The organism is Micromonospora sp. NPDC050495 (genome assembly GCF_040655175.1).
Classification (GTDB): Bacteria; Actinomycetota; Actinomycetes; order Mycobacteriales; family Micromonosporaceae; genus Micromonospora.
This window is the reverse complement of record NZ_JBFAJK010000017.1, coordinates 106,897-130,388: the sequence shown is the minus strand read 5'-3', so window position 1 is coordinate 130,388 and position 23,492 is coordinate 106,897. Positions and strand designations below refer to the sequence as shown.

The following is a 23,492-nucleotide window of genomic DNA, read 5'->3' as shown; positions in this document are numbered from 1 at the left end:
GCCCGGCCATGCTGGTCCTGTACCTCCACATCGTGATGATCTTCCGCCCAGTCGTCACCGACGAACAGCACGCTTGCCTCCGCTCCACCCAAGGGGCCACCGTCGGTAGCCTGCGGAAGAGCCCGGCGGCCTAATGGACCAGTGCTCACGCGCGTCGACGGGCACGACACCCCATCAGCCGTTCCTCTTCCGACCACGAGCGGGGGCACGTTCTGACCTCAGGACTGACATGTCCAGGCGTCGGGAGTGCTCACCCGCCCGCGGCTACCGGATGTCGAGTCTGCCAACGGCTCACCCGACAGCTCCCATTAGGCGTAGCCGAGGGAGAAGCTGGAGCAGACGAAGGCGGCCTGGCCGGCGGTCCCGGTGAGCTCGAAGCCGAACTGGGCCTCACCGATGGTCACGTCGCCCCACCAGCCCTGGGTGCGCAGCCAGCGCAGGACGGCCAGCACGTCGACGGTGCCCGCGTTGGTGCCGCTGGTCCGCACGAACGAGAAGACCGCGTTGCTGCCGTTGGAGCCCCGGTAGACGTTCCAGGTGTGGCCACCGACGCTGACGTTGCGCGCGTCCGGCACCGCGCCGTTGCCGTCGTACGAGCCGGCGATGGGGCCGACCGCACCGCTCTGGTTGGCCCAGATCATCACCTCGTACGCGTTGTTGTTCGCCCAGATGTCGTACGCGGTCGCGTAGTCGCCGGCGCCCGGCACGGAGACGTTGAACGAGCTGGTCAGCGAGCTCAGCGAGCTGAGCGTGCGGTTGAGCGCGCGACCGGTGTGCGGGTACGCCTTGACCCCGCTGGTGCGCGGGTGGTTGGCGATCACGCCCCAGTTGGTGCCGGTGCGCGCCCAGATCGTCTGCGGGCCGGCGCCGGCGCCCCAGACGTCGTTGTTCAGCGTGTAGCCGTTGTTCGTCCACGAGTCCCACTGCCCGCTGGCGACCCACGCCGCGTCCGCCGGCACCCCGGTGCCCGAGGTCGGCGTCGGCGTGGGTGTTGCGCTCCGGCTTGCTGTCGGCGTCGGCGTCGGCGTCGGCGTGCCGGTCGGTCCGGACCCGGTGCCGGTGCAGGTGATGCCGTTGAGCGCGAAGCTCGTCGGCGCCGGGTTGCCGCCGGTGACCGAGCCGTTGAGGCCGAACGAGGTGCTGGCGTTGCTGGCCAGGGCGCCGTTCCAGCTGGCGTTGCGGGCGGTGACCTGCGCCCCGTTCTGCGTGACGGTGGCGTTCCACGCCTGGGTGACCTGCTGCCCGGCGCCGTAGGACCAGGTGAGGGTCCAGCCGTTGAGCGGGTCGCCGAGGTTGGTGATGCTGAGGTCGGCGCCGAACCCGCCCGGCCACTGGTTGGTGAGGGTGTAGGTGACCCGGCAGCCGCTGGCGGCGGACGCGGGCAGGGCCGCGACGGCGCAGGCCGCGACCGTGGCGGCGCCCGCGGCGGCGAGGGTGATGATCCGTCTGAGCATGGGAGGACCTCCCGGGAGTCGGTTGCCCGGGGCGTCGCCGACGGCTGCGGAACGGACGCCGGAGCGAGGGGGCACCACGGGGAGCGGCCCGGGACACATCTATCGATCTGAATTAGTTTATGTCCCATCCAAACTGACGGTCAACCGGGTGGCCGGGCCCGCGCGGCGCCTGTGAGCTGAGGCACCCTTCGCCGCGGCCGGGAATCATGTCGCCCGTCGGTGATTTGCTGCCAGGTGTGAGAGTTGCAGATCTTCCCGCCCGCACGGACCTGCTGCCGTGACCGCCGTCGCCGACCCGATCGCGACCCCCGGCGACCTGATGGGCCGGGGGCAGCGGCTGCGACTCGTGCTCGTGCTCGGCTCGCTGATCGCCATCGGGCCGCTGACCATCGACATGTACCTGCCCGCGCTGCCGGCCATCACCACCGACCTGCACACCACGTCGGCGGCCGTGCAGCTGACCCTGACCGGCACCCTGGCCGGCCTCGCGCTCGGCCAGTTGCTGATCGGCCCGCTCTCCGACGCGGTCGGCCGGCGCACGCCGCTGCTCGCCGGGATCGCCCTGCACATCCTCGCCTCGGTGCTGTGCGTGCTGGCCCCGAACATCGCGGTGATCGGCGTGCTGCGGGTGCTGCAGGGGCTCGGCGTCGCGGCCGCCGCCGTGGTGGCCACGGCCGTCGTGCGTGACCTGTTCAGCGGCGCCGCCTTCGCCAAGCTCTTCTCCCGGCTGATGCTGGTGATGGGGGCGGCGCCGATCCTCGCCCCGACCCTCGGCAGCGGCCTGCTGCGCTGGTCGGACTGGCGGGGCGTGTTCGCCGCGCTGGCGGTCTTCGGCGTGCTGCTGGCCACGGTAGCCGTGTTCGGACTGCCCGAGAGCCTGCCGGTGGAGCGGCGCCGTCGCGGCGGCGTGGCCGCCACCGTCCGGGACTACCGGGCGCTGCTGCGCGACCGGACGTTCGTCGGCCTGGTCCTGGTCGCCGGCCTGGCGATGGCCGCGCTCTTCGCGTACGTGGCCGGCTCGTCGTTCGTCTTCCAGCAGCGGTACGGGCTCGACGAGCAGGAGTTCGGGCTGGCCTTCGGCGCCGGTGCCGTCGGGTTGATCACCGCCACCCAGGTCAACGTGCGGCTGCTGCGCCGGTACACCCCGCAACGGATCCTGGTTGCCGCCCTCACCGTCGGCGCCGCGGCCGGCCTGGTGCTGCTCGGGTTCGCCGCCACCGGCCTCGGCGGCCTGCCCACCATCCTCGCCTCGCTCTGGGTGGTGCTCGCCGCCGCCGGGCTGGCCCTGCCGAACGCGCCCGCCCTGGCGCTGTCCCGGCACGGGGAGGCGGCCGGCACCGCGGCGGCGCTGCTCGGCGCGGTGCAGTTCGGCGTCGGCGCGGTGGCCGCGCCGCTGGTCGGGGTGCTCGGCACCGGCAGCCTCGCGATGGCCACCGTGGTGGCCGGCGGGATGGTCACCGCGCTGCTGGTGCTGCTCACCGTCGTCGGCTCCGCCCGGCTGGCCGACGTCGAGCCGGCCGCGGTCGCGGTGGCCGTCCACTGAGCGTCGCCGGCCCGGCGGCCCGTCACCCCGTCCACTGAGCGTCGCCGGCCCGGCGGCCGGTCACCCCGCTGCGGCCGGTCCGCGTACGGCCACCAGGCCGGGGGCCGGGACCCGGCCGAGCACCCGGCCGGTGACCGGGTCGTGCCAGCTCACCGCGGCGCGCTGGCCGACGTAGAGGCGGCCGCCGCCGGGCGCGGCCACCAGGCCGGCGACCGGGTCGCGGACCGTCCACTCCGCCGTGCCGTTGAGCCCGGCGAGGTCGATCGCGCGTACCGCCGTGCCGGCGCCGACGAAGAGCGCCCGGCCGTCGGTGGCCGCGTACGCGCTGCCGGCGCCGGGGGCCAACCGGCCGGTCCGGGTGACGTTCAGCCCCTCGGTGGAGATCTCCGCGACGGTGCCCGAGGTGACGTCCGCGACGAACAGCCGCCCCCCGTCGGGAGTGATCGCCATGGCGTGACTGGCCGCCGGGGACTCGCCGAACGGGTGCGGCAGGTCCACGCAGTACGCCCAGCGCTGCTCGAGGTGCAGCGTGTGGACGAAGGCGTGCGCGTTGCCCGGACGGCCGCTGACCAGGTCCCGGGTGTGCTGGTGGCCGGGCTGGTGGGTGTAGAGCGTGTAGAGCAGCGCCTTGTCCGGGGCGAGCACCGCCTGCCGGCCGTCGCCGCGCATCTCCTCCTCCGCGCCGGTCGGGACGGGCGACTTGTCGCGGGTCAGCAGCGGGCCGACCGTCCGGCTGGCCAGGTCGACCAGGCGGACCCGGTACCGGTCCGGGGCCGCCGCGGGCAGCCAGTCGAGGACGAAGAGCCCGCCGAGATCCGCGGTGAACGTCTCCGGCACCAGGTTGCCGCGCAACTCCAGCCGGTAGCGCACCCCGCCGGCGTCGGCGACCAGCACCGGGGTCGCCGCCCGCCCGCCGGGCGGGCCGTCGGTGACGGCGCGCGGCTCGGGCGTGAGCGCGACCATCGTGCCGCCCGCCGAGACGACCTGCGGCACCCACCGCCCCGGCAGGACGACCCGCGGCGAGGCGTCGTCCCTACCGGGTTGGACCGCCCAGAAGGCGGTGTCGGCGCCGGCCGGCGCGGTGACGTAGACGGTCTGACCGTCGGCGCTGGCGACCGCCCGGGCGAAGGTCCGCCGCGTCGCGCCCCGCAGCACGCCGACCCCGCCGTCGAGGTCGACCAGAAGCGCGTCGGGCAGCGCCAGGGCGGGCGTCGAGGCCCGGGTGGGCCGGCAGCCGGCCAGCGTGGCGACGCCGGCGCCGGCGATCATCGTGAGGACGGCGCGGCGTGGGATCGGGATGGCGGTCATGTCGGGATGACACCGCCGCGCCGGACCAGGTTCCCACCGTCGGGGTGGAACCGGCGCGGCCCGGGCGGTGTCATGAGGGGGAGCGGAGCGGAGGATCCCCTGGACGACGAGGAACTTGTCACCCGTGCCCGGGACGGTGACCTGGAGGCGTACGAACTCCTGGTCGCCCGGCACACCGCGTCCGCGTACCGGACGGCGGTGCTGCTCGGCGCGGGTCCGGACGCCGAGGACGTCACCCAGGAGGCGTTCGTGAAGGGCTATCGCAACCTGTCCCGCTACCGGGGCCAGTCGTCGTTCCGGTCCTGGCTGCTCGCCATCGTGGCCAACGAGACCCGCAACCTGCACCGCTCCCGCAACCGCCGGGACGGGCTGGCGCTGCGGGCCGCGGCCGCGTACCCGGAACCGGTGGCCGGCGAGGACGGCGCGGTCGGCGCGGTGCTGGCCGCGGAGCGGCGCGAGGCGCTGGTCCGGGCCCTGCGCCAGCTGCCGGTGAAGGACCGTGAGGTGCTCGTCTGCCGCTTCTTCCTCGACCTCAGCGAGGACGAGACGGTGACCATGCTGGGCTGGCCCCGGGGCACGGTGAAGTCGCGGACGTCCCGGGCGCTGGTGAAACTGCGCGGCCTGCTCGACCACGAGGTGGTGCGGCATGGCTGACCTCGATCGCGAACTGCGCGAGCTGGCCGCCTGGCTGGAGACGCCGGAGCCCCCCGAGCTGGCCGCCCGGGTCCGGGCCCGGCTGGCCGAGCCGGTGACCCGACGCCGCCGCTGGCGCCGGTGGCTGGCCGCGGCGATCGCCGCCCTACTGGTCAGCGCGCTGCCACCGGCGCGGGTCGCGGTCGCCGACGCGGTGACCGGCCTGCTGCGCTTCTCCGGCATCGCCATCGGCACGGCACCCGTGCCGGTGTCGCCCAGCGGCACGCCGGCCCCGCTGCCGTCACAGCGGGCCGTCGCGCTCGACGAGGCGCGGCGGCTGGTACGGTTCCCGATCCGCGTCCCGGCGGCGCTCGGCCCGCCCGACCGGGTGCTCGTCGCCGACCCCGACGCCGGCGGCCGCTACCGGGTGGCCACCCTGCTCTACCGGGGCGGCGCGCTGCGCCTGGACACCTTCGACGGCCGGCTCGACGTGGTCTTCCAGAAGCAGGCCAGCGGGCCGGGCGTGGAGTGGACCCAGGTGGCCGGCGGCTTCGCCGTGTGGGTCGCCGGCCCGCACCCGGTGGCCTACGTGGACCGCGCCGGCGAGGTCCGGGTGGAGACCGCCCGGCTGGCCGCGAAGACCCTGATCTGGGAGCGGGACGGGGTCAGCTACCGGCTGGAGGGGAACCTCGCCCCGCAGGAGGCGGTCACGATCGCCGAGTCGCTCGGCTAGGTCCCGGAGGGGAACCCGGCCGGCGCGGGCGGTGTCCTGTTGGCAGGGGCGCGAACCCGCGCCGGGAACGGAGGCGCGTGATGGGTGCTCGGGGCAGGCTGTGCGTGGCGTCGGTGCTGCTGCTGGCGGGCTGCACCGCCGCCGGCCCGCCGGTGGCACCGGAAGCCGGTCCGACCGGCGGCAGCGGGGCGACGGCGCCGGAGGCCGGTCCGACCGGCCGCAGCGGGGCGGCGGCCCCGACCCGGTGCGCCGACCGGGTCGAGGTGGCGCCGCTGCCCGAGTGGGCGCGGGCCGGGTTCAGCGGGGACGCGCTGATCGCGCACGTGCTGGGCGACCGGGGTGACATCGTGGCGGCCCTGTTCGGGCACCCGCTGACCGCCGACCGGGACGAGGGGTCGAGGAACAAGATCCTCTGGGTGGCCCGCCCGGGCCCCACGCCGGACGCCGGCGCCGCGCCGGCCGACCTGGAGATCACCGCTACGCTGGCCGGCACCGACACCACGGTGGTCCGGAAGGTCGCGGGCGGTCCCGGCCCGTCCATCGTCGACCTGCCGCGGGCCGGCTGCTGGCGCCTCGTCCTGCGCTGGTCGGGCCGCACCGACACGATGGACCTGGTGTACGCCGCCGGCTGACCGTCAGCTCTCCTCCGGCACCGCCATCTCGCCGAGCCGCGACCAGTCCTGCTGCGGCACCGTGACGTTCACGATCCGCGGCGTCTCGGCCAGGTGCGGCGGGAGGGTGCGCTGCGCCTCCCGGAAGTGCGCCGACTGCACGTGCGCGGCACCGGCCTCGTCGTCCCGGAACGCCTCCACCAGCACGTACTCGGTCGGGTCGTCGAGGCTGCGGGACCAGTCGAACCACAGGCAGCCCGGCTCGGCCCGGGTGGCCGCGGTGAAGTCGGCGGCGATCTGCGGCCACCGGTCGGCGTGTTCGGGCCGGACGCGGAACTTGGCGGTGATGAAGATCATGGCACCAGGCTACCCAGCCGGGCCGGGGAGCCGGTCGCACCCGCACCCGGGTTTCGCCGCTCCTAGAATCGGCGCATGTCACGGATCGTCCAGCTGCTCGCCTCGCCGGTGCACCGCTATGTGGGTCGCCCGGCGGACGGTCCGGCGCCGGCACCGCCCGGTGAGCTGGTCGAGGAGATCCGGATCCGGGCGGGTCTCGGCATCGTCGGCGACCGGTACTTCGGCCGGCCGGCCCACCGGCAGGCGAGCGTGACCCTGATCGGCCAGGAGCATCTGCCCGCCGGGGCCGACCTCACCCAGGTGCGGCGCAACGTGCTCACCAGCGGGGTGGCCGTGGACGAGCTGGTGGGCCGGGTGCTCGTGCTGGACAGCGGGCAGGGTCCGGTCCGGCTGCGGGTGCACCGTCCGGCGCGCCCGTGTGCCTGGATGGATGTCGCGGTCGGCCAGGGGGCGTGGAAGGCGCTGCGGGGCCACGGCGGGGTCCGCTGTGAGCCGCTGACCGACGGACTGCTCCGGGTCGGCCCGGTCGCGGTGGCCGTCGAGGCGTGAACCGGTGCGGCCCCGCGCCGCGTAGGCTGGACGGCGTGGATCAAGAAGACCGGATCGCGCTGTTCCTCGACTACGAGAACCTGGCGCTGGGCGTACGCGACCACCATGGTGGCCGGCCCTTCAACTTCCGCCCGATCGCCGACGCGCTGGCCGAGCGCGGCCGGGTGATCGTGCGCCGGGCGTACGCGGACTGGTCGTACTTCGACGAGGACCGGCGGATGCTCACCCGCTCCCACGTCGAGCTGATCGAGATCCCGCAGCGGATGGGGGCGTCGCGCAAGAACGCCGCCGACATCAAGATGGCGGTGGACGCCATCGAGCTGGCCTTCGAACGCGACTACCTCTCCACCTTCGTGATCTGCACCGGGGACAGCGACTTCACCCCGCTGGTGCACAAGCTGCGGGAGCTCAACAAGCGGGTGATCGGCGTCGGCGTGGAGAAGTCCACCTCGGCCCTGCTGCCGCCGGCCTGCGACGAGTTCCTCTACTACGACCGGCTGGAGGGCGTGGACATCCCGCCGTCGGGCGGCCGGCGCACCCGCCCGGCCACCCGCCCGGCCGGCCCCGAGCCGCAGCAGCCGGTGGAGCCGCAGCCCGAGCCCGAGCCCGAGCCGGGGCCGGCGGTCGAGGAGGAACCGCCCCGCGACGTCGACAGCCTCGCCGTGCTGGTGGCCCAGACGGTGGCCGGCCTGCAGGGCAGCTCCGGCGGTCAGGTGACCGCGTCCGCGTTGAAGCGGACCCTGCTGCGCAAGGACCCGACCTTCAGCGAGTCCGACTACGGCTTCCGCACCTTCGGCGAGCTGCTGCGCCACCTCGCCGGGCACAACGTGGTCGAACTCGGGGAGGGGCCGGCCAGCGGCGACCCCGAGGTGTCGCTGCCCGAGCGCGGCGAGCAGGAGGCCGCGTTCGAGCTGCTCCGCACGGTGGTGACCGAACTTGCCGCCGGGGACGGGGCGGTGGCGCTCTCCGGCCTGAAGAACCAGCTCCGCCGGGCCCGGCCCGACTTCAGCGAGCGGCGGCTGGGCTACCGCAGCTTCCTGCAGTTCGGCAAGGCCGCCGCGACCAGCGGCGCGGTCGACCTGCGCTGGGACCCGGACGCCGAGGACTACCTGCTCACCCCGCCGACCTCCTGACCCGTCCGGCCCTCGCCGGGCGCGCCGCCCGGTGCCCGTCCGGGCCGGCCGGCGGAGGCGGGGTCAGGCCGCCGGGCGGTGGCGGGCCTGCGCGGAGTACGGCGTCGGCGGCACCAGTCGCAGCGGCGCCGGCTCCGGCTGCTCCTCCAGCCGGAGCGACCAGCGGGACCCGGACGAGCGGGTGCGCTGCGGCGGCGTACCGCCCGGGCGCCACCCGGGCCGGGCCAGCAGCACCATCACCGCCCACCCCGCGAGCAGGAAGCCGTGGCTGACCAGCCGCGCCACCGCCACCTGCCCGATGATCAGGTCGTTCACCGAGAGCAGCACCAGAGTGGCGACGAAGGCGCTGAGCATCGGCAGCAGCCCGGTCGGGGCGGATCGGCGCAGCGCGACGACCAGAAAGCCGGCCCCGACGGCCACGTTCCAGGCGGCGGACTCGTGCCACAGGTGCTGGCCGGCGCCGGGTCCGTGGCCGATGACCGCGTCCCGGCCGATCTGGGTCAGGCCGAGCACCAGCTGCACGGCGCCCAGCAGCCCGAGCAGGCCGCGCAGCCCGAGCCCCACCCGTTCCCGCCACCGCGACCGGGCCGGGGCCGGCGGCACAGCGGCGAGCACCGCGTCGACGAGGTCGGGCACCGGCGGCGCCACCCGGGTCCGTGCCCGCCGGGTCACCGCCGCCGCGGCGTCGAACCACGCCCGGCAGCCGGCGCAGCCCGCCAGGTGCTCCTCGGCGGCCACGCTCTCCGACCGGGACGCCTCGCCGTCCAGCTCCGCCGACAGGATCTCCCGCCACTGCTCACACCCCATGTAGGGGTAGTCGTCCGGGCCGCCCCCACGGTTCCCGGCCGGCCCCGACCGGGTCCCGCCGGGTCCTTCCCGCCGGTTGCGGGGTGTGCCATCGTGGGCCCGCGACCGGGGAGGGGAGTGGCGATGGCCGAGGGCTCGACGGGGCCGCTGCACGGACTGCTCGTGGCGGACTTCTCCCGGGTCCTCGCCGGCCCGTACGCGACCATGCTCCTGGCCGACCTCGGCGCGGACGTGATCAAGGTGGAGGGGCCGGGCGGCGACGACACGCGCAGCTGGGCGCCGCCGGTCCGCGACGGCGTCGCCACCTACTACCTCGGTGTGAACCGCAACAAGCGCTCGGTCGTCCTCGACCTCACCGACCCGGACGACCTGCGGCTGGCCCGGCGGCTCGCCGAACGGGCCGATGTCATGATCCAGAACTTCCGCCCAGGCGCGCTGCGGCGCTTCGGCCTCGACCAGCCCAGCGTCGCCGCCGCCAATCCCGGCCTGGTCTACGCCTCGATCAGCGGGTTCGGCGCGGCGGCCGGCGCCCACCTGCCCGGGTACGACCTGATGGCGCAGGCGGCGTCGGGGCTGATGAGCCTCACCGGCGAGCCGGACGGGCCGCCCTACAAGGCCGGGGTCGCGGTCCTCGACGTGATCGCCGGCCTGCACGCGGCCGTCGGCATCCTCGCCGCCCTGCGGCACCGCGAGCGCACCGGCCTCGGCCAGCACGTCGAGGTGAACCTGCTCTCGTCGGCGCTGTCCGGCCTGGTCAACCACGCCAGCGCGCACGTCGCCGCCGGGGTCGTGCCGGCCCGGACCGGCAACGCCCACCCGAGCATCTTCCCGTACGAGCCGCTGCCCACCGCCGACGGCGAGCTGGTGGTGATCGCCGGCAACGACGGGCAGTTCCGTACCCTCTGTCGGGTTCTCGGGCGGCCGGAGCTGGCCGACGACCCGCGGTTCCGGCGCAACCCGGACCGGACGGCCAACCGGGCGGCGCTGCGCCCGCTGCTGGTGGACCGGCTCGCCCGGCGGGGCACCGACGAGTGGTTCCGCGAGCTGCGGGCGGCCGGGGTGCCGTGCTCCCCGATCAACGGCCTGGACGGTGGGGTGGCGCTGGCCCGCGAGCTGGGGTTGGACCCGGTGGTGGAGGTGGGCGGGGTACCGACGGTGGGTCATCCGATCGGCTTCTCGGCGACGCCGCCCCGGCACGACCTGCCCCCGCCCGGGCTGGACGAGCACGGCGCGCAGATCCGCGCCTGGCTGGCCGGCTGACCCGCCTGGTGGCCGGCTGGCCGCACGCCCGCCGGCTCGCCCGGCCCGGCTAACCGCTTGGTTCCCGGGACGGCTCCGCCTATGGTTGGCCCCATGTCCGGCCAGCCGCTCCGCACCGCCGTTCCCACGGCGGCGCTGGCGGCTGCCCACCGGCCCCGACCGGCCACCGTCGCGGTGGCCGGCCTGCCGAGCCCGATTCCCTCCGACCGTGGCCCTCCCGCCGGATCCGTACATCCCGCGCACGGCCACCAGGGCGAAGCCAACCGGCTTCGGCCCTTTTTCTTTTTCCGGAGGCAATCATGAGCACGAACCTGCCCGGCACCGTCGACGACCAGTGGCTCACCCGGCTGCGGGCCACCCTGACCAGCGAGTTCGAGGCGCAGACCACGCGCCTGACCGAACTGACCGCGGACACCGGCGACCCCGGCGAGGCGCACACCCGCGACGCGCTGATCGCCGCCGCCCGGCAGAGCGTGACGCAGATCGGTGACGCGCTGCGCCGGATGGCCGAGGGCGAATACGGCATCTGCGCCGGATGCGCGACGCCGATCCCGCCCGAGCGGCTGGAGGTGCTGCCGCACGCCCGCTTCTGCGTCCCCTGCCAGCAGAAGCGGCACTGACCGGCGCGCCGGGCCGTCCCCCGACGGCCCGGCGTCACCTGCCCGGCCGGCGTCACCTGCCGACCGGCAGTCGCCGGACCGGCCGGCCTGCGTACGCTGACCCGGCGAGCCGCCGCGACCCTGGAGACGCACCATGACCAGTCCCGCTCCCCGCATCCGCACCGCCGGCCCCGACGACGTGGACGCCCTCGTCGGCCTGGTCGAGTCGGCGTACCGGGGGCAGCGGAGCCGCGCCGGCTGGACCCACGAGGCGGACCTGCTCGGCGGGCAGCGCACCGACGCGGCCATGGTGGCCGAGGCGGTGACCCGACCCGACGGCACCGTGCTGGTCGCCGAGGACGGCACCGGGATCGTCGCCTGCTGCCAGTTGGAGCGCCACGACGACCACGCGTACTTCGGGATGTTCGCGGTCTCGCCCGGGCGGCAGGGCGGCGGGCTGGGCCGCGAGTTGCTGGCCGAGGCCGAACGGTACGCCCGCGAGCAGTGGCACGCCGGCGAGCTGCGGATGACGGTGATCGTCCAGCGGGAGGACCTGATCGCCTGGTACGAGCGGCGCGGCTACCTGCGTACCGGCGAGCTGAGCCCGTTCCCGTACGGCGACGAGCGGTTCGGCGTGCCGCTGCGGCCGGACCTGGCGTTCGAGACCCTGCGCAAGAAGCTGGGCTGACGCCGCTCGGCGATCAGCCCGATCGGCGGTTCGGTCGCGGCGCGGGGTGGTGGCGCGGGCGGGTCAGCGGTGCGTCAGGGCCCGGCGGACCGCCTGATGGACCGCCACGCCGACGGCGGCGTTCAGCACCGCCAGCCCGGCGGCCCCCACCAGGCCGGGCGCCACGGTCATCGCCCCGGTGGCGACGAGCAGCGCCGGCCAACCGACCGCGGCGAGCAGCAGCGGCAGCCACCACCAGCGCCCGAGCACGAGGCCGACCAGCAGGAGGCTGGGAATCATCCCGACGTCCCCGGCGAGTCGGCCAGCTCCGCGATCACCTCGGCGTGGCAGCGCTCCGGCACGCACCAGCAGCCGAGCCGGCGTCCGCGCAGGTCGGGCAGGAGGGCGAGCAGGTCGGGCCGGCCGAGCAGGTACGCCCGGTACTTCTCGACGACCTCTTCGCGGCTGCCGTCCGGGCCCGGGCGGTACGGGCAGGACAGCGGCGACTGCGGGAGGCGCCAGCCGCCGCGGTGCATGGCCCGCCCGACGTAGACCACGTCGGCGTACGCCGGATCGTCCCGGTGGCCCTTCAGGTTGACGACCGTGGTTGCCCGCATGGCTCGGCTCTCCTCAAACGTCCCGCCGGCCAGGTCAGTATGGCGCAGGTCGGGTCACCCGGGCGCGGGCGGTCGATCGACCAGCGCGGCCAACTTCTTGGGCGCCAGGACGCAGTAGCTCTCGGCGAGCAGCTCCGCGACCTCGTCCCAGTCCACCGCCTCGTCGAGCACCATGCCGACCACGTCGACGCCCCAGTCCGCCTTGAAGAAGGGGTGGCCGGCGGCGAGCAGCCCGGCGATCTCGTCGCCGGGCGATCGGAACGTCATGACGCAGACCGGCTCGTCGGTCGCGGCGGCGCGGGCGTACGCGACCTGGTGCCCGGGGTCGACCGTGAGCACGTGGGCGAAGGTGCGCTTGCGGATCCGCCAACGCGTGCCCACCCACGCCGGCTCCTCGTAGACCTCCGGCAGCGCGAGGCAGACGGGACGGAGCCGGTCGATGATCCCGGGTGGGACGTCTCCAGGGCCAGTCACGCCCGGGAGGCTACCCCGGCCCTCCGACACTCTCCCCGCTGATTGTCGTAGCCGCACGGTACGACTGACCGGTACCGATGATTTTCGGCGCGGAGGACCGTCTACCGAGTGGAACGTCCAACGGAAGGATGAGGGCATGAGCGGCGTACGGGTGCTGGTCGGCACACGCAAGGGCGCGTTCACGTTGACGTCGGACGGCGCGCGCGCCGACTGGACGGTGGACGGGCCGCACTTCGGCGGCTGGGAGATCTACCACCTCACCGGGTCGCCGGCCGACCCGGACCGGCTCTACGCGTCCCAGTCCGGCGGGTGGTTCGGCCAGCTCATCCAGCGTTCCGACGACGGTGGCCGGAGCTGGGCCACGGTCGGTAACGACTTCGCCTACACCGGCGAGGTCGGCGAGCACCTCTGGTACGACGGCACCCCCCGGCCGTGGGAGTTCAAGCGCATCTGGCACCTGGAGCCGTCCCGCGACGACCCCGACACCGTGTACGCGGGGGCCGAGGACGCCGCCCTCTACGTCACCAGGGACGGCGGCCAGAAGTGGACCGAGCTGACCGCCCTGCGTACCCACCCGACCGGGCCGGCCTGGCAGCCGGGCGCCGGCGGCATGTGCCTGCACACGATCATCCTGGATCCGGCGAACCGGGACCGGATCTATGTCGCCATCTCGGCGGCGGGCGCGTTCCGCAGCGACGACGGCGGCGCCAGCTGGCTGCCGATCAACAAGGGGCTTCGTTCCGGCGAGATTCCCGACCAGGACTCCGAGGTCGGCCACTGCGTGCACCGCCTCGCCCAGCACCCGTCCCGGCCGGACACCCTGTTCATGCAGAAGCACTGGGACGTCATGCGCAGCGACGACGCCGGCGCGAACTGGCGCGAGGTCAGCGGCGACCTGCCGTCGGACTTCGGGTTCCCGATCGCGGTGCACGCGCACGAGCCCGAGACGGTCTACGTGGTGCCGATCAAGAGCGACTCCGAGCACTTCCCGCCGGAGGGCAAGCTGCGGGTCTACCGTAGCCGCACCGGCGGCGGGGAGTGGGAGCCGCTGACCAATGGCTTGCCGCAGGCCAACTGCTACGTCAACGTGCTGCGCGACGCCATGGCCGTCGACAGCCTCGACCCGTGCGGCGTCTACTTCGGCACCACCGGCGGTCAGGTCTACCACTCGGCCGACGGCGGCGACAGCTGGGCGCCGATCGTGCGGGACCTGCCGGCGGTGCTCTCCGTGGAAGTCCAGGTGCTGCCGTGATCCGGGTGGTCCTCCCGGCCCACCTGCGAAACCTCGCACACGTCACCGGCGAGGTACGCCTCGACCTGGCCGGCCCGGTCACCCAGCGCCGGGTGCTGGACACCATCGAGGAGCGGTACCCGATGCTGCTGGGCACCATCCGGGACCGGCGCAGCGGCCAGCGCCGCCCTTTTGTCCGCTTCTACGCCTGCGAGGAGGACCTGTCCAACGAGCCACCGGACGCGCCGCTGCCCGAGGAGGTCAGCGCCGGCAAGGAGCCGTTCATCATCCTCGGCGCGATGGCGGGCGGATGACCACTGGCCCGGGCGGCCCGCGGCCTCACCGCAGCGGGCCGTCCCCGGGGCCGTTCGGGTCGTCGACCAGGTGCACGGCGGCTTCCTCGGCGCTGGCCGCGCCCGCGTCGATCCCGACGTCCCAGGCGACCGCGTCCGCTTCCTCGTCCCCCTCGAAGCCCGCGTCGGGGGCGACCAGCCGACCGGTCCGCGGCTCCCGCTCGTACCCGCGGCGGGTCAGCTCGTCCTCGTCGTCGTCGGCCACCTCGGCGTACGGGTCGATGTCCGGTTCCTCCTCGGCGAGCAGCTGCGCGAGCGACTCGCCGGCGCGCTCCTCGGCCGGGGTGGTGCCGAACCGGTTCGCCGCCGTCCAGTGGTCCGGGGCGACGATCCCGGTGTCCAGCGGGTCGCCGACCCGCTGATCGTCGAGGGTGTCCGAGGCGTCCAGGACGCCGTCGTCCTCGGCCACGTTCCATTCGTCGACGGAGTCGGTCTGGCTCATGGCGATACCTCCCTGGTCGCGACCGCTCTGGTCTGGACCGTTCAGTCCCACCCTAAGTCCGTGCGGGTGGGACGTGAGCCCCGGGTCGCCGCCCCGGTGAGCTTGCCCACGACCGGCCGGGTGACGGCTGACCGGTGCCCCGTTGGTCGGTCACGGCGGTGCCGACGGATCACGGTGCGCCGTGACCTGGGTCACGCCGCACCGTGCGGGGTGCCCGTCATGCCGGCATGGCGAACGGCCCCTTCGGCCCGAACGCCAGGGTCGCGAACCGTTCGCCGATGCGGCGGTCGGCGGCCGGGTCGGGATGCAGCTCGTCGGGCAGCGGCAGTTCGGCGTAGTCGGCCTCGCCGTACAGCTCCAGCCCGTCGAGGTAGTGCAGGTCGGGGTCCGCGCCGGCCCGGGAAGCCACGATCCGGGCCAGCTCGGCGCGGATGACCCGCAGCGTGAGCCGGCCGGCGGCCACCTCGGCCGGGTCGCCGGTGGCCCGGAACCGCACCTTCCCGTCGACGAAGTCCACCGCTCCGGGACCGGGCGTGTCCTCCTGGATCGGGCACAGGATCGACGACACGACCAGCAACGGGGTGTGCGGGTGGCCCTCCCGGATGGTGTCCAGGAAGCCGTGCATGGCCGGGCCGAACGCGCGTAGCCGCATGAGGTCGCTGTTCACCAGGTTGATGCCGATCTTGACGCTGATCAGGTCGGCCGGGGTGCCGCGGATGGCCCGGGCGGTGAACGGGTCGAGCAGCGCGCTGCCGCTGAATCCGAGGTTGACCAGCTCCACGCCGCCGAGCGTGGCGGCCACCGCCGGCCAGGTGCCGGTGGGGCTCTCCGCGTCCGAGCCGTGGCTGATCGAGCTGCCGTGGTGCAGCCACACCCGGCGGCCACCCGCGTCGGCCGACTCGACCGGCGCGTCGGTGCGCAGCGCCACCAGTTCGGTGATCTCCCGGTGCGGCAGCCAGATCGCCACCTCCTTGTCGGTGCCGGGCAGGTCGGTGAAGCGCACCGTGCCGACCGGACCCGGCTCGACGCCGGACGTGCCGGCGGTCAGGTCGATGGTGAGCACCTTGCCGCCGCCGGCGGTGGCCTGACCGGCGAGGCGCCCGTCGACCACCAGGTCGTAGCGGCCGTCGGGACGCGGCCCGGTGCCCCGGTAGACCATCTTCGTGGGCAGCACGTCCAGCTCCACGACGGTGGCGCGGGTGCGGAACACCAGCCGCACGCCCGAGGGCATCGCCTCCGCCATCATCAACTGCGGGTCGGTGTTCTGCGCCCGGGCCCACGCGGGCAGCCGGTGCGGCAGCACCCCGTGGGCGGTCTGTTCCAGGTCGAGCGCGCCGCGCAGCAGGTCGGCGGTGATCGGGGTGGTGAGGTGCGGGGAGGGCATGATCCCGATCCTGCCCCCGGGCCCGGGGGAGCGGCCACCTGATTTATCCGACAGGCCGGACTCGTGACGCTGGGTCAGTCGGTGAGTACCCGATCCACGTACCGCGCGGTCATGGTGGCGAGCACCCGGTCCGGGTCGGTGGCCCACACCTCGGCGTTGAAGATCTCCACCTCGACGTCCCCGGTGTACCCGGCCGCCTCCACCGCGCGGCGCAGCGGCGGGAAGTCGATGTGCCCGTCGCCCATCATGCCCCGGCCGAGCAGCACGTCGGCCGGCAGCGGGGTGAGGAAGTCGCAGACCTGGAAGCTGGCGATCCGATCGCCGGCCCGGGCGATCTGCCGCCACACGTCCGGGTCCCACCAGACGTGGAACGTGTCCACCACGACGCCGACCCGCTCGACCGGGAACGCCTCGGCCAGGTCCAGGGCCTGCCCGAGCGTGGACAGCACCGCCCGGTCGGCGCAGTACATCGGGTGCAGCGGCTCCAGCGCGAGCCGTACCCCGCGTTCGGCCGCGTACGGCGCCAGCTCGGTCAGCGCGTCCGCGACCCGCCGCCGCGCGCCGGTCAGGTCGCGGGAGCCCGGCGGCAGGCCGCCGACGACCAGCACCAGGCAGGCGGCGCCGAGCGTGGCGGCCTCGTCGATCGCCCGCCGGTTGTCCGCCAGCGCCTCGGCCCGGCCGGCGTCGTCGGTGGCGGTGAGGAACCCGCCCCGGCACAGCGACGACACCCGCAGCCCGGCGTCGGCGACGAGCCGCGCGGCCGCCGCCACGCCGATCTCGGCCACCGGCTTGCGCCACAGCCCGATCGCGGGGATGCCGGCGCGCACGCAGCCGCCGACCGCCTCGGCCACCGACCAGCGTTGCGTGGTGCGCTGGTTGAGCGACAGCCGCGCCAGCCGCGGGTCGGCGGTCATCCGGGCACGCCCGCGACGTCCAGGTACGTGCGCATCCGCCGCGCCGCCAGCTCCGGGTCGAGGAGCAGCCCGGCGGCGTCGGCCAGCCGGAACGCCTCGACCAGGTGCGGGACGCCGCGCCCGCCGTGCAGACCGCCGACCATGGTGAAGCCGGGCTGCCGCCCGTTCAGCCAGGACAGGAACGCGACGCCGGTCTTGTAGTACGGCGTGGGCGGGGCGAACAGGTGCCGGGACAGCGGCACCGTCGGGTCGAGGACCGCCCGGAACCCGGCCGGGTCGTCCGCGTCGAGGCGCGCCAGCGCGGCCGACGCGGCCGGGGCGATCGCCGCGAACGCGCCGAGCAGGGCGTGGCTGAACCGTTTCCCGTCGCCCTCGATCAGCTCTGGATAGTGGTAGTCGTCGCCCGTGTAGACCTTCACCGTCGGCGGCAGCAGCTCCCGCAGCCGTACCTCCCGGCCGGCGTCGAGCAGGGACACCTTCACGCCGTCGACCAGGTCGGCGTGGGCGTGCACCAGCGCGGCGAACGTGGCGGTGGCCTGGTCCAGGTCGGTCGAGCCCCAGTAGCCGGACAGCGCCGGGTCGAACATGTCGCCGAGCCAGTGCAGCACCACCGGCGCGCCGGCCTCGCGCAGCACCCGCTCGTAGACGCGCAGGTAGTCCTCGGGCCCGGCGGCGAGCGCGGCGAGGTGCCGGCTGGCCATCAGCACCGGCGTGGCGCCGCACTCCCGCACGAACGTGACCTGCTCGGCGTACGCGGCGACCACCTCGTCGAGCGTGCCGGGCACGCCGGGGAGCTGGTCGGTGCCCGCACCGGCGACGATGCGCCCGCCGCAGGCGGCGGCCTCGGCGGCACTGCGCCGGATCAGCTCCCGGGTGGCCGCCCAGTCCAGCCCCATGCCGCGCTGCGCGGTGTCCATCGCCTCGGCCACGCCGAGGCCCCACGACCACAGGTCGCGCCGCACCGCCAGCGTCGCGTCCCAGTCCAGGCGCGCCGGGCAGCCGGGCGCGTTGTCGGCGTACGGGTCGGCGACCACGTGCGCCGCCGCGTACGCGATCCGGGCGGCCGGCGGGGCGGTCGGCCGCCGCCAGCCGGGCGGTTCGCGCAGCGTCAGCGTCGCGGTGCCGCCGTGCGGGCCGGGGAGCCTGATCCGGGCGGTCACCGGGTGATCTCCTCGATCTCGACGCGCCGCCCCTCGCGGGCCGAGCGGAGCCCGGCCTCGGCGAGCTGGACGCCGCGGGCGCCGGCCAGGAAGTCCCACGGGAACGGCACGCCGTCGACGACGTGCCGCAGGAACGCCTCCCACTGGACCTTGAACCCGTTGTCGAAGTCCTCGTTGTCCGGCACGGTCTGCCACTGGCCGCGGAAGTCCTCGGTGGCCGGCAGGTCCGGGTTCCACACCGGCATCGGGGTGGCGCCCCGGTGCTGGATGCGGCACTCGCGCAGCCCGGCAACCGCGCTGCCGTGCGTGCCGTCGACCTGGAACTCGACCAGCTCGTTCCGGTACACCCGGACCGCCCAGGAGGAGTTGATCTGGGCGACGATGCCGCCGGCGAGTTCGAAGATGCCGTACGCGGCGTCGTCGGCGGTGGCCCGGTAGGCCCGCCCGGCCTCGTCGACCCGGTCGGGGATGTGCGTGGCGATGTGCGCGGTCACCGCGGTGACCGGGGCGAAGATCTGCTCCAGCACGTAGTGCCAGTGCGGGAACATGTCGACGGTGATGCCGCCGCCGTCCTCGGCCCGGTAGTTCCAGCTCGGCCGTTGGGCGTCCTGCCAGTCGCCCTCGAACACCCAGTAGCCGAACTCGCCGCGTACCGACAGGATCCGGCCGAAGAAGCCGCCGTCGACCAGCCGCTTGAGCTTGCGCAGGCCGGGCAGGAAGAGCTTGTCCTGTACGACGCCGTTCTTGACGCCCCGGGCGGCGGCGAGCCGGGCCAGCTCCAGCGAGCCGGCGAGCCCTTCGGCGAGCGGCTTCTCGGTGTAGACGTGCCGGCCGGCCTCGATGGCGGCCCGGATGGCCTTCTCCCGCTGCGCGGTGACCTGGGCGTCGAAGTAGATCTGGTGGGAGTCGTCGGCGAGCGCGGCGTCCAGGTCGGTCGTGTACGAGGTCAGCCCGTGCCGGGTGGCGATCTCGGCGAGCTTGGCCTCGTTGCGCCCCACCAGGGTCAGCTCCGGCCAGATCCGGCTGCCGTCGCGGGCGGGCAGCCCGCCCTGCTCGCGGATGGCGAGCAGGGACCGGACGAGGTGCTGCCGGTAGCCCATCCGGCCGGTCACCCCGTTGAGGATGATCCCGATTGACGTGCGCTCCACGTGTCCGTCCCTCCCCGGTCGGCCCCGGTGAACCCGGCGGCACTCCTGAAAGCGCTATCAGAAAGCGCTTTCAGGAGTGTTACGGTAACCACGGCGAATTCGTCCGGTCAAGACGTTCCACAGGGGGACAGCCATGCAGCCACGGCCCCACGTGACGCTGGAAGACGTGGCGCGGGCCGCGGACGTCTCGCTGGCCACGGCCTCCCGGGCGCTCAACGGCACGCGGGTCACCCCGCAGCTGCGCGACCGGGTCCTCGCTGCCGCCGAGAAGCTGGCCTACACCCCGAACGCGCACGCCCGGGCGCTGGCCGGCGCCGCGCACCGCACCGTCGGCGTGATCTGCCACGACGTCACCGACCCGTACTTCTCCGCGATCGCCGGTGGCGTCATGCGGGTGGCCGGCGACAACGACCTGCTGGTCATGCTGGCCAGCACCTTCCGCGACCCGGAGCGGGAGATCGCGTACGTGTCGATGCTGCGCGCCGAACGCGCCCCGGCCATCCTGCTCACCGGCTCCGGCTTCGAGGACCCCCGCTGGGAGCGGGCCCTGGAGGCGGAGCTGCGGCCCTACCTGGACGGCGGCGGGCGGGTCGCCGCGGTCAGCCGGCACCGCAGCCTCAAGGTGGACAGCGTCCTGCCGGAGAACCGGGCCGGGGCCGCCGCGATGGCCCGCGCGCTGCTCGACCTCGGCCACCGCCGCTTCGCCGTGCTGGCCGGGCCGCCCGCCCTGACCACCGTCACCGACCGGCTCGGCGGCTTCCGCGACGAACTCACCCGGGCCGGCGTGCCGCTGCCGGCGGCGAACGTCGTGGCGGCGCCGTTCACCCGCGACGGCGGCTACCAGGCCATGACCGAGCTGCTCACGCGGGGGCTCACCGCCACCTGCGTGTTCGCGCTGACCGACGTGATGGCCATCGGCGCCTGCGCCGCCCTGCGCGACCACGGGCTGTCCGTGCCCGACGACGTCTCCGTCGCCGGCTTCGACGACATCCCCATCGTCCGCGACCTCACCCCGCCGCTGACCACGGTCGCCCTGCCGCTGCAGCAGCTCGGCGAGCAGGCGATGCGGATGGCGCTCACCGAGAACACCGGCCGGCGGCGGCGCGTCGTGCGCCTCGGCGGCGAGGTGGTCATCCGGGCCAGCACCGCCAAGCTGGGCTGACGAGGCCCGCTATCCGAGGGCGAGCATCGCCTCGGCGACCTCGGCGACCGCCGCATCGGGGATCGCGGTGGCCGCCTTCTCCAGCACGAGCAGCCGTGCCCCGGGGATCTCCCGCGCGATCGCCTCGCCGTTGCCGACGGGGAAGAAGCGGTTCCGGCGGCCGTGCACGACGAGCGTGGGGACCGCGATCCCGGGCAGGCGCTCACGCCAGCGCGGTGTGCAGTCGAGCCGGGAGAAGACCAGGCCCAGCTGGTTGGCCAGCTGCACCGATGGCGTGGTGCCGGGGGTACGGTCCCAGACGCGCGCGGCGACGGCGCGCGCGGCGACGGGGTCGTCGCCGAGGATCTCCGCGCCGGCGGCGGCGAACTCCGCCACCGCCTCGCGGTCGGTCCAGTCGGGCATCGGACGCGCGAACAGCCGGCCCATCGTCGCCCGGTCATGGTCGGGGAGGTCGTCGTCGGGCGGGCCGGGGGCGACCGCGCGGGTGCTGGCCAGGGTGAGCGCCGAGAAGGCGCCCGGATGGTCGAGCACGGCCACCTGGGCGACCATCCCGCCGACGCCGATGCCGGCGAGGTGCGCGGGGCCCCCGCCGAGCGCGTCGACGAGGGCCGCCGCGTCGGCGGCGAGGCTGCGCAGGGTGTACGCGGGCGCCTCCGGATCGGTCGTGGTCGACTCCCCGCTGTCGCGCAGGTCGTAGCGCACCACCCGACGTCCACCGGCGGCGAGGCGGGCACAGAGCGCGTCGGGCCAGGAGAGCATCGTCGTGCCGCCGGCGAGCAGGACGAGTGGCGCGTCCCGGGCACCGAACGACTCGATGCCCAGCACGGTCCCGTTGGCGTTGATCGTGGTCATCGGATCACCGGGCGATGTCGTAGGTCAGGTGGGTTGCGGTCGATGTCGGGACCACGCTGCGCTGCACCAGCGTGCGCGGCGCCGCGCCGGTGAACAGCGGTGTCCCGGCGCCCAGCACGACCGGCGCGAGGTGCAGCGTCAGCGCGTCGACCAGCCCGGCGTCGAGCGCCGAGGCGATCGTGGCGCCGCCGCCCATGAGGATGACGTCGAGGTCCCGGCCGCTCTCCGCCGATGCCGCCTCGGCTCGCTCGCGCGCGGCGGTGACGGCGTCGGCCAGACCGGTGGTGACGAACGTCCAGTCGAGGTCGGTTGTCCGCACCGATTCCGGCGGTGAGCTGGTCACCACGACGAACGCCGGCCTGGCGACCTCACCGGCGCCGTAGCCGGAGGTGTCGTCCCAGCCTGCCGGCCCGTCGACCACGTCGAAGAGGTGGCGGCCGAGGACGACGGCGCCCGAGCGGGCGGTCCCCTCGCGCAGGACCCGGCGGTCGTCGGGGTCGTCGGAGAACGCCCAGGTGTGCAGGGCCTCGCCGCCGGTGCCCAGACCGTTGGCCGGACCCGGGTCGGGCCCGGTGACGAAGCCGTCGAGAGACATCGAGATGTCCGCGATGATGCGAGTCATGTCAGGGTAGACCCGATCCGCCGCCCGAACTCATCGGTCACGGACGAGCCCCGGCGACCAGGACGGGTCCCGGCCGATGAAGCCGAGCAGTCTGGTCTGGGCGTCCGCGCCGTCGGGCACCTCGACCCGGCTGCCGAACTGGCCGGAGGAGCGGATGACCTCCTCCATCTGCGTCATTCCACCGAGCAGTTCGGCGCAGAAGTCGGCGTCCAGCCGGTCGTCCTGGCCGGTGGCCCGGGCCAGGTCCCAGGTGTGCATGAACACGTCGGTGGTGTAGAACCGGTCGATCGCGACCGCCAGCGGCAGGCTGCCCAGGTGCGGGTTGGTGAATTCCCGGCCCGCCGTCGCCGGGTCGTCCAGCACCGTCTGCACCCCGTCGCGGTGCACCTGCCACGCGGCGAGCGGGTCGTCGTCCACCGACGGCCCCTGGGGCAGCGTGATGCCGGCGCCGGCGGCGATGAACCCGTGAGACCATTCGACGAGGTGACGCACGACGTCCCGGGCGGTCCAGCCGGCGACCGGGGCCGGCGCGTCCCACCCGGAGGTGCCCCGGACCCGGTCGGCGAACAGCCCGGCCACCTGCCGGTGCCGCTCGGCCGGCTGCTCAGACAGTGCCATCGGCCAGCATCCTGTCCAGCTTCGCGTAGCCCTCGTCGACACCGACCTCCATGCCGCTGCGCAGCCACGCGTCGCGGCTCTCGAAGCTGTCGACCAGCGACTGGGCGTGCAGCCGGGTCCGGCCGTCGCCCAGGTCCTCGAACCACAGGGTCTCCAGCGCGACGCCGTCCGGCTCGCCGTCGAAGGTGAACGTCTGCACGATCCGGTCCGGCCGCACCTCGTGGAACGAGCCGTGGAACGCGAACTCCGCGCCGTCGTGCGCCGAGACGTACCGCCAGCTGCCGCCGGTGGACGCGTCCCAGTGCTCGATCCGGGTGGTCACGGCGTCCGGGCCGACCCAGCGGGCGAACAACCCGGGATCGGTGTGGGCCCGGAACAGCTGCTCGGGCGTTGCCGCGAAGTCACGCGTCATTCGGATGACCGGCAGCTTCGGGTCCGCCTCGATCACGGTCTCCGTGGTCTTGTCCATGCTCTTGTCCCTTCATCTCGGCCAGGACGGCGTCGAGGCGGCGGTAGCGCTGCTCGACGCGGTCCCGGTGGCGTTCGATCCAGGTGTCCATCAGGTCCAGGGCCTCGACCTCGAGGCGTACCCGCCGGGGCTGCGGCCCGCGCGGCCGGCTGACCAGTCCGGCGTCCTCGAGCACCCGCAGGTGTTTGTAGATGGCCTGCAGGGAGATCCCGTACGGCGCGGCCAGCTGGCTGACGGTCGCGTCGCCCCCGGAGAGCCGGGCGACCATGTCGCGCCGGGTCGGATCCGCGAGGGCGGCGAAGACTCGGGACAGCACGTCCGTGGTCATCGCCCCCCCTTTCAACCTGATGGTTGAAAACAGCATATGCCCCCGTGTCGCCGCCCGTCAACCG

At 74.6% G+C, this 23,492-nt stretch carries 29 protein-coding genes; 12 read left to right on the top strand and 17 right to left on the bottom strand.

All coding sequences use genetic code 11. The features are described from left to right. Positions 1-308: 308 nt before the first annotated feature. Positions 309-1,454: a cellulose binding domain-containing protein gene (locus AB0I11_RS18820; RefSeq protein WP_357321556.1), complete on the bottom strand. Its 1,146-nt coding sequence runs from the start codon at positions 1,452-1,454 to the stop codon at positions 309-311. A gap of 319 nt (positions 1,455-1,773) precedes the next feature. On the opposite strand from AB0I11_RS18820, the gene AB0I11_RS18815 reads away from it, so the two are divergent. Then, positions 1,774-2,997, top strand: a complete 1,224-nt coding sequence (locus tag AB0I11_RS18815) for a multidrug effflux MFS transporter (RefSeq protein WP_357321560.1) — start codon at positions 1,774-1,776, stop codon at positions 2,995-2,997. 60 nt (positions 2,998-3,057) lie between these two features. On the opposite strand, the gene AB0I11_RS18810 is transcribed toward AB0I11_RS18815, so the two are convergent. Then, positions 3,058-4,305 (bottom strand): hypothetical protein, encoded by a 1,248-nt coding sequence (locus AB0I11_RS18810; RefSeq protein ID WP_357321553.1) that lies wholly within the window; start codon positions 4,303-4,305, stop codon positions 3,058-3,060. A gap of 72 nt (positions 4,306-4,377) precedes the next feature. Between AB0I11_RS18810 and AB0I11_RS18805 the strand changes: the two genes are divergently transcribed. The 3 genes from AB0I11_RS18805 to AB0I11_RS18795 all read left to right on the top strand — a co-directional run bounded on the left by AB0I11_RS18805 (position 4,378) and on the right by AB0I11_RS18795 (position 6,303). Next, positions 4,378-4,959, top strand: coding sequence for an RNA polymerase sigma factor (locus tag AB0I11_RS18805; protein WP_357321550.1), 582 nt, complete (start codon positions 4,378-4,380; stop codon positions 4,957-4,959). Further along, positions 4,952-5,671 (top strand): hypothetical protein, encoded by a 720-nt coding sequence (locus tag AB0I11_RS18800; RefSeq protein WP_357321547.1) that lies wholly within the window; start codon positions 4,952-4,954, stop codon positions 5,669-5,671. The genes AB0I11_RS18805 and AB0I11_RS18800 overlap by 8 nt, the downstream gene beginning before the upstream one ends. Before the next feature lie 104 nt (positions 5,672-5,775). Next, positions 5,776-6,303, top strand: a complete 528-nt coding sequence (locus AB0I11_RS18795) for a hypothetical protein (protein ID WP_357321545.1) — start codon at positions 5,776-5,778, stop codon at positions 6,301-6,303. Between the two features lie 3 nt (positions 6,304-6,306). Here AB0I11_RS18795 and AB0I11_RS18790 read toward each other — a convergent pair whose 3' ends face one another. Continuing rightward, positions 6,307-6,639 carry a putative quinol monooxygenase gene (locus AB0I11_RS18790; RefSeq protein WP_357321543.1) on the bottom strand — a complete coding sequence of 111 codons (333 nt, stop codon included), beginning with the start codon at positions 6,637-6,639 and terminating at the stop codon, positions 6,307-6,309. Positions 6,640-6,714: 75 nt separating this feature from the next. Here AB0I11_RS18790 and AB0I11_RS18785 point away from each other — a divergent pair, with 75 nt between their 5' ends. Both AB0I11_RS18785 and AB0I11_RS18780 read left to right on the top strand, forming a co-directional pair. Continuing rightward, positions 6,715-7,188, top strand: a complete 474-nt coding sequence (locus tag AB0I11_RS18785) for a molybdenum cofactor biosysynthesis protein (protein ID WP_357321540.1) — start codon at positions 6,715-6,717, stop codon at positions 7,186-7,188. Positions 7,189-7,223: 35 nt separating this feature from the next. Beyond that, positions 7,224-8,321, top strand: a complete 1,098-nt coding sequence (locus AB0I11_RS18780; protein WP_357321537.1) for an NYN domain-containing protein — start codon at positions 7,224-7,226, stop codon at positions 8,319-8,321. Positions 8,322-8,384: 63 nt separating this feature from the next. Here AB0I11_RS18780 and AB0I11_RS18775 read toward each other — a convergent pair whose 3' ends face one another. Beyond that, the gene (locus tag AB0I11_RS18775; RefSeq protein ID WP_357321534.1) at positions 8,385-9,128 is read right to left on the bottom strand and encodes a zf-HC2 domain-containing protein; all 744 of its coding nucleotides are present in this window, start codon (positions 9,126-9,128) and stop codon (positions 8,385-8,387) included. Between the two features lie 123 nt (positions 9,129-9,251). Here AB0I11_RS18775 and AB0I11_RS18770 point away from each other — a divergent pair, with 123 nt between their 5' ends. The 3 genes from AB0I11_RS18770 to AB0I11_RS18760 all read left to right on the top strand — a co-directional run bounded on the left by AB0I11_RS18770 (position 9,252) and on the right by AB0I11_RS18760 (position 11,675). After that, a complete protein-coding gene (locus AB0I11_RS18770) occupies positions 9,252-10,388 on the top strand; it encodes a CoA transferase (RefSeq protein WP_357321531.1) in 1,137 nt (378 codons plus the stop codon). 299 nt (positions 10,389-10,687) lie between these two features. Continuing rightward, complete coding sequence (locus tag AB0I11_RS18765; protein WP_357321528.1) at positions 10,688-11,008, top strand: TraR/DksA family transcriptional regulator; 321 nt, start codon at positions 10,688-10,690, stop codon at positions 11,006-11,008. Positions 11,009-11,141: 133 nt separating this feature from the next. Then, positions 11,142-11,675, top strand: coding sequence for a GNAT family N-acetyltransferase (locus AB0I11_RS18760; protein WP_357321526.1), 534 nt, complete (start codon positions 11,142-11,144; stop codon positions 11,673-11,675). A gap of 63 nt (positions 11,676-11,738) precedes the next feature. On the opposite strand, the gene AB0I11_RS18755 is transcribed toward AB0I11_RS18760, so the two are convergent. Genes AB0I11_RS18755 through AB0I11_RS18745 form a run of 3 tightly spaced genes read right to left on the bottom strand, consistent with a single transcriptional unit; the run spans position 11,739 to position 12,745 of the window. Then, positions 11,739-11,954 (bottom strand): hypothetical protein, encoded by a 216-nt coding sequence (locus tag AB0I11_RS18755; RefSeq protein ID WP_357321523.1) that lies wholly within the window; start codon positions 11,952-11,954, stop codon positions 11,739-11,741. Continuing rightward, positions 11,951-12,271, bottom strand: a complete 321-nt coding sequence (locus AB0I11_RS18750; RefSeq protein ID WP_357321520.1) for a DUF4326 domain-containing protein — start codon at positions 12,269-12,271, stop codon at positions 11,951-11,953. Before AB0I11_RS18750 ends, AB0I11_RS18755 begins: the two co-directional genes overlap by 4 nt. Positions 12,272-12,325: 54 nt before the next feature. After that, positions 12,326-12,745 carry an MmcQ/YjbR family DNA-binding protein gene (locus tag AB0I11_RS18745; RefSeq protein WP_357321517.1) on the bottom strand — a complete coding sequence of 140 codons (420 nt, stop codon included), beginning with the start codon at positions 12,743-12,745 and terminating at the stop codon, positions 12,326-12,328. A gap of 136 nt (positions 12,746-12,881) precedes the next feature. Between AB0I11_RS18745 and AB0I11_RS18740 the strand changes: the two genes are divergently transcribed. Together AB0I11_RS18740 and AB0I11_RS18735 are read left to right on the top strand one after the other, a co-directional pair. After that, complete coding sequence (locus tag AB0I11_RS18740) at positions 12,882-13,997, top strand: exo-alpha-sialidase (protein WP_357321514.1); 1,116 nt, start codon at positions 12,882-12,884, stop codon at positions 13,995-13,997. Beyond that, positions 13,994-14,290, top strand: a complete 297-nt coding sequence (locus tag AB0I11_RS18735; RefSeq protein WP_357321511.1) for a MoaD/ThiS family protein — start codon at positions 13,994-13,996, stop codon at positions 14,288-14,290. Before AB0I11_RS18740 ends, AB0I11_RS18735 begins: the two co-directional genes overlap by 4 nt. A gap of 25 nt (positions 14,291-14,315) precedes the next feature. Here AB0I11_RS18735 and AB0I11_RS18730 read toward each other — a convergent pair whose 3' ends face one another. The 5 genes from AB0I11_RS18730 to AB0I11_RS18710 all read right to left on the bottom strand — a co-directional run bounded on the left by AB0I11_RS18730 (position 14,316) and on the right by AB0I11_RS18710 (position 19,377). Then, the gene (locus AB0I11_RS18730; protein ID WP_357321508.1) at positions 14,316-14,771 is read right to left on the bottom strand and encodes a DUF5709 domain-containing protein; all 456 of its coding nucleotides are present in this window, start codon (positions 14,769-14,771) and stop codon (positions 14,316-14,318) included. Between the two features lie 217 nt (positions 14,772-14,988). Further along, complete coding sequence (locus tag AB0I11_RS18725) at positions 14,989-16,155, bottom strand: GDSL-type esterase/lipase family protein (RefSeq protein WP_357321505.1); 1,167 nt, start codon at positions 16,153-16,155, stop codon at positions 14,989-14,991. Between the two features lie 74 nt (positions 16,156-16,229). Then, positions 16,230-17,069 (bottom strand): sugar phosphate isomerase/epimerase family protein, encoded by an 840-nt coding sequence (locus AB0I11_RS18720; protein WP_357321502.1) that lies wholly within the window; start codon positions 17,067-17,069, stop codon positions 16,230-16,232. Continuing rightward, a complete protein-coding gene (locus AB0I11_RS18715; protein ID WP_357321499.1) occupies positions 17,066-18,229 on the bottom strand; it encodes a dihydrodipicolinate synthase family protein in 1,164 nt (387 codons plus the stop codon). Before AB0I11_RS18715 ends, AB0I11_RS18720 begins: the two co-directional genes overlap by 4 nt. Beyond that, the gene (locus tag AB0I11_RS18710; protein ID WP_357321496.1) at positions 18,226-19,377 is read right to left on the bottom strand and encodes a Gfo/Idh/MocA family oxidoreductase; all 1,152 of its coding nucleotides are present in this window, start codon (positions 19,375-19,377) and stop codon (positions 18,226-18,228) included. Before AB0I11_RS18710 ends, AB0I11_RS18715 begins: the two co-directional genes overlap by 4 nt. A 133-nt stretch (positions 19,378-19,510) precedes the next feature. Here AB0I11_RS18710 and AB0I11_RS18705 point away from each other — a divergent pair, with 133 nt between their 5' ends. Then, complete coding sequence (locus AB0I11_RS18705) at positions 19,511-20,539, top strand: LacI family DNA-binding transcriptional regulator (RefSeq protein WP_357321493.1); 1,029 nt, start codon at positions 19,511-19,513, stop codon at positions 20,537-20,539. 9 nt (positions 20,540-20,548) lie between these two features. Here AB0I11_RS18705 and AB0I11_RS18700 read toward each other — a convergent pair whose 3' ends face one another. From AB0I11_RS18700 to AB0I11_RS18680, 5 genes are read right to left on the bottom strand one after another with little or no spacing between them, the layout of a single operon-like run. Beyond that, positions 20,549-21,391 carry an alpha/beta hydrolase gene (locus AB0I11_RS18700; protein ID WP_357321490.1) on the bottom strand — a complete coding sequence of 281 codons (843 nt, stop codon included), beginning with the start codon at positions 21,389-21,391 and terminating at the stop codon, positions 20,549-20,551. A gap of 4 nt (positions 21,392-21,395) precedes the next feature. Next, positions 21,396-22,013: a dihydrofolate reductase family protein gene (locus AB0I11_RS18695; RefSeq protein ID WP_357321487.1), complete on the bottom strand. Its 618-nt coding sequence runs from the start codon at positions 22,011-22,013 to the stop codon at positions 21,396-21,398. A gap of 30 nt (positions 22,014-22,043) precedes the next feature. After that, entirely contained in the window at positions 22,044-22,631 is a 588-nt protein-coding gene (locus AB0I11_RS18690) for a TIGR03086 family metal-binding protein (protein WP_357321485.1), read from the bottom strand. After that, the gene (locus AB0I11_RS18685; RefSeq protein ID WP_357321482.1) at positions 22,618-23,100 is read right to left on the bottom strand and encodes an SRPBCC family protein; all 483 of its coding nucleotides are present in this window, start codon (positions 23,098-23,100) and stop codon (positions 22,618-22,620) included. Before AB0I11_RS18685 ends, AB0I11_RS18690 begins: the two co-directional genes overlap by 14 nt. Further along, entirely contained in the window at positions 23,033-23,428 is a 396-nt protein-coding gene (locus AB0I11_RS18680) for a metalloregulator ArsR/SmtB family transcription factor (protein WP_357321478.1), read from the bottom strand. Before AB0I11_RS18680 ends, AB0I11_RS18685 begins: the two co-directional genes overlap by 68 nt. Positions 23,429-23,492: the final 64 nt, after the last annotated feature.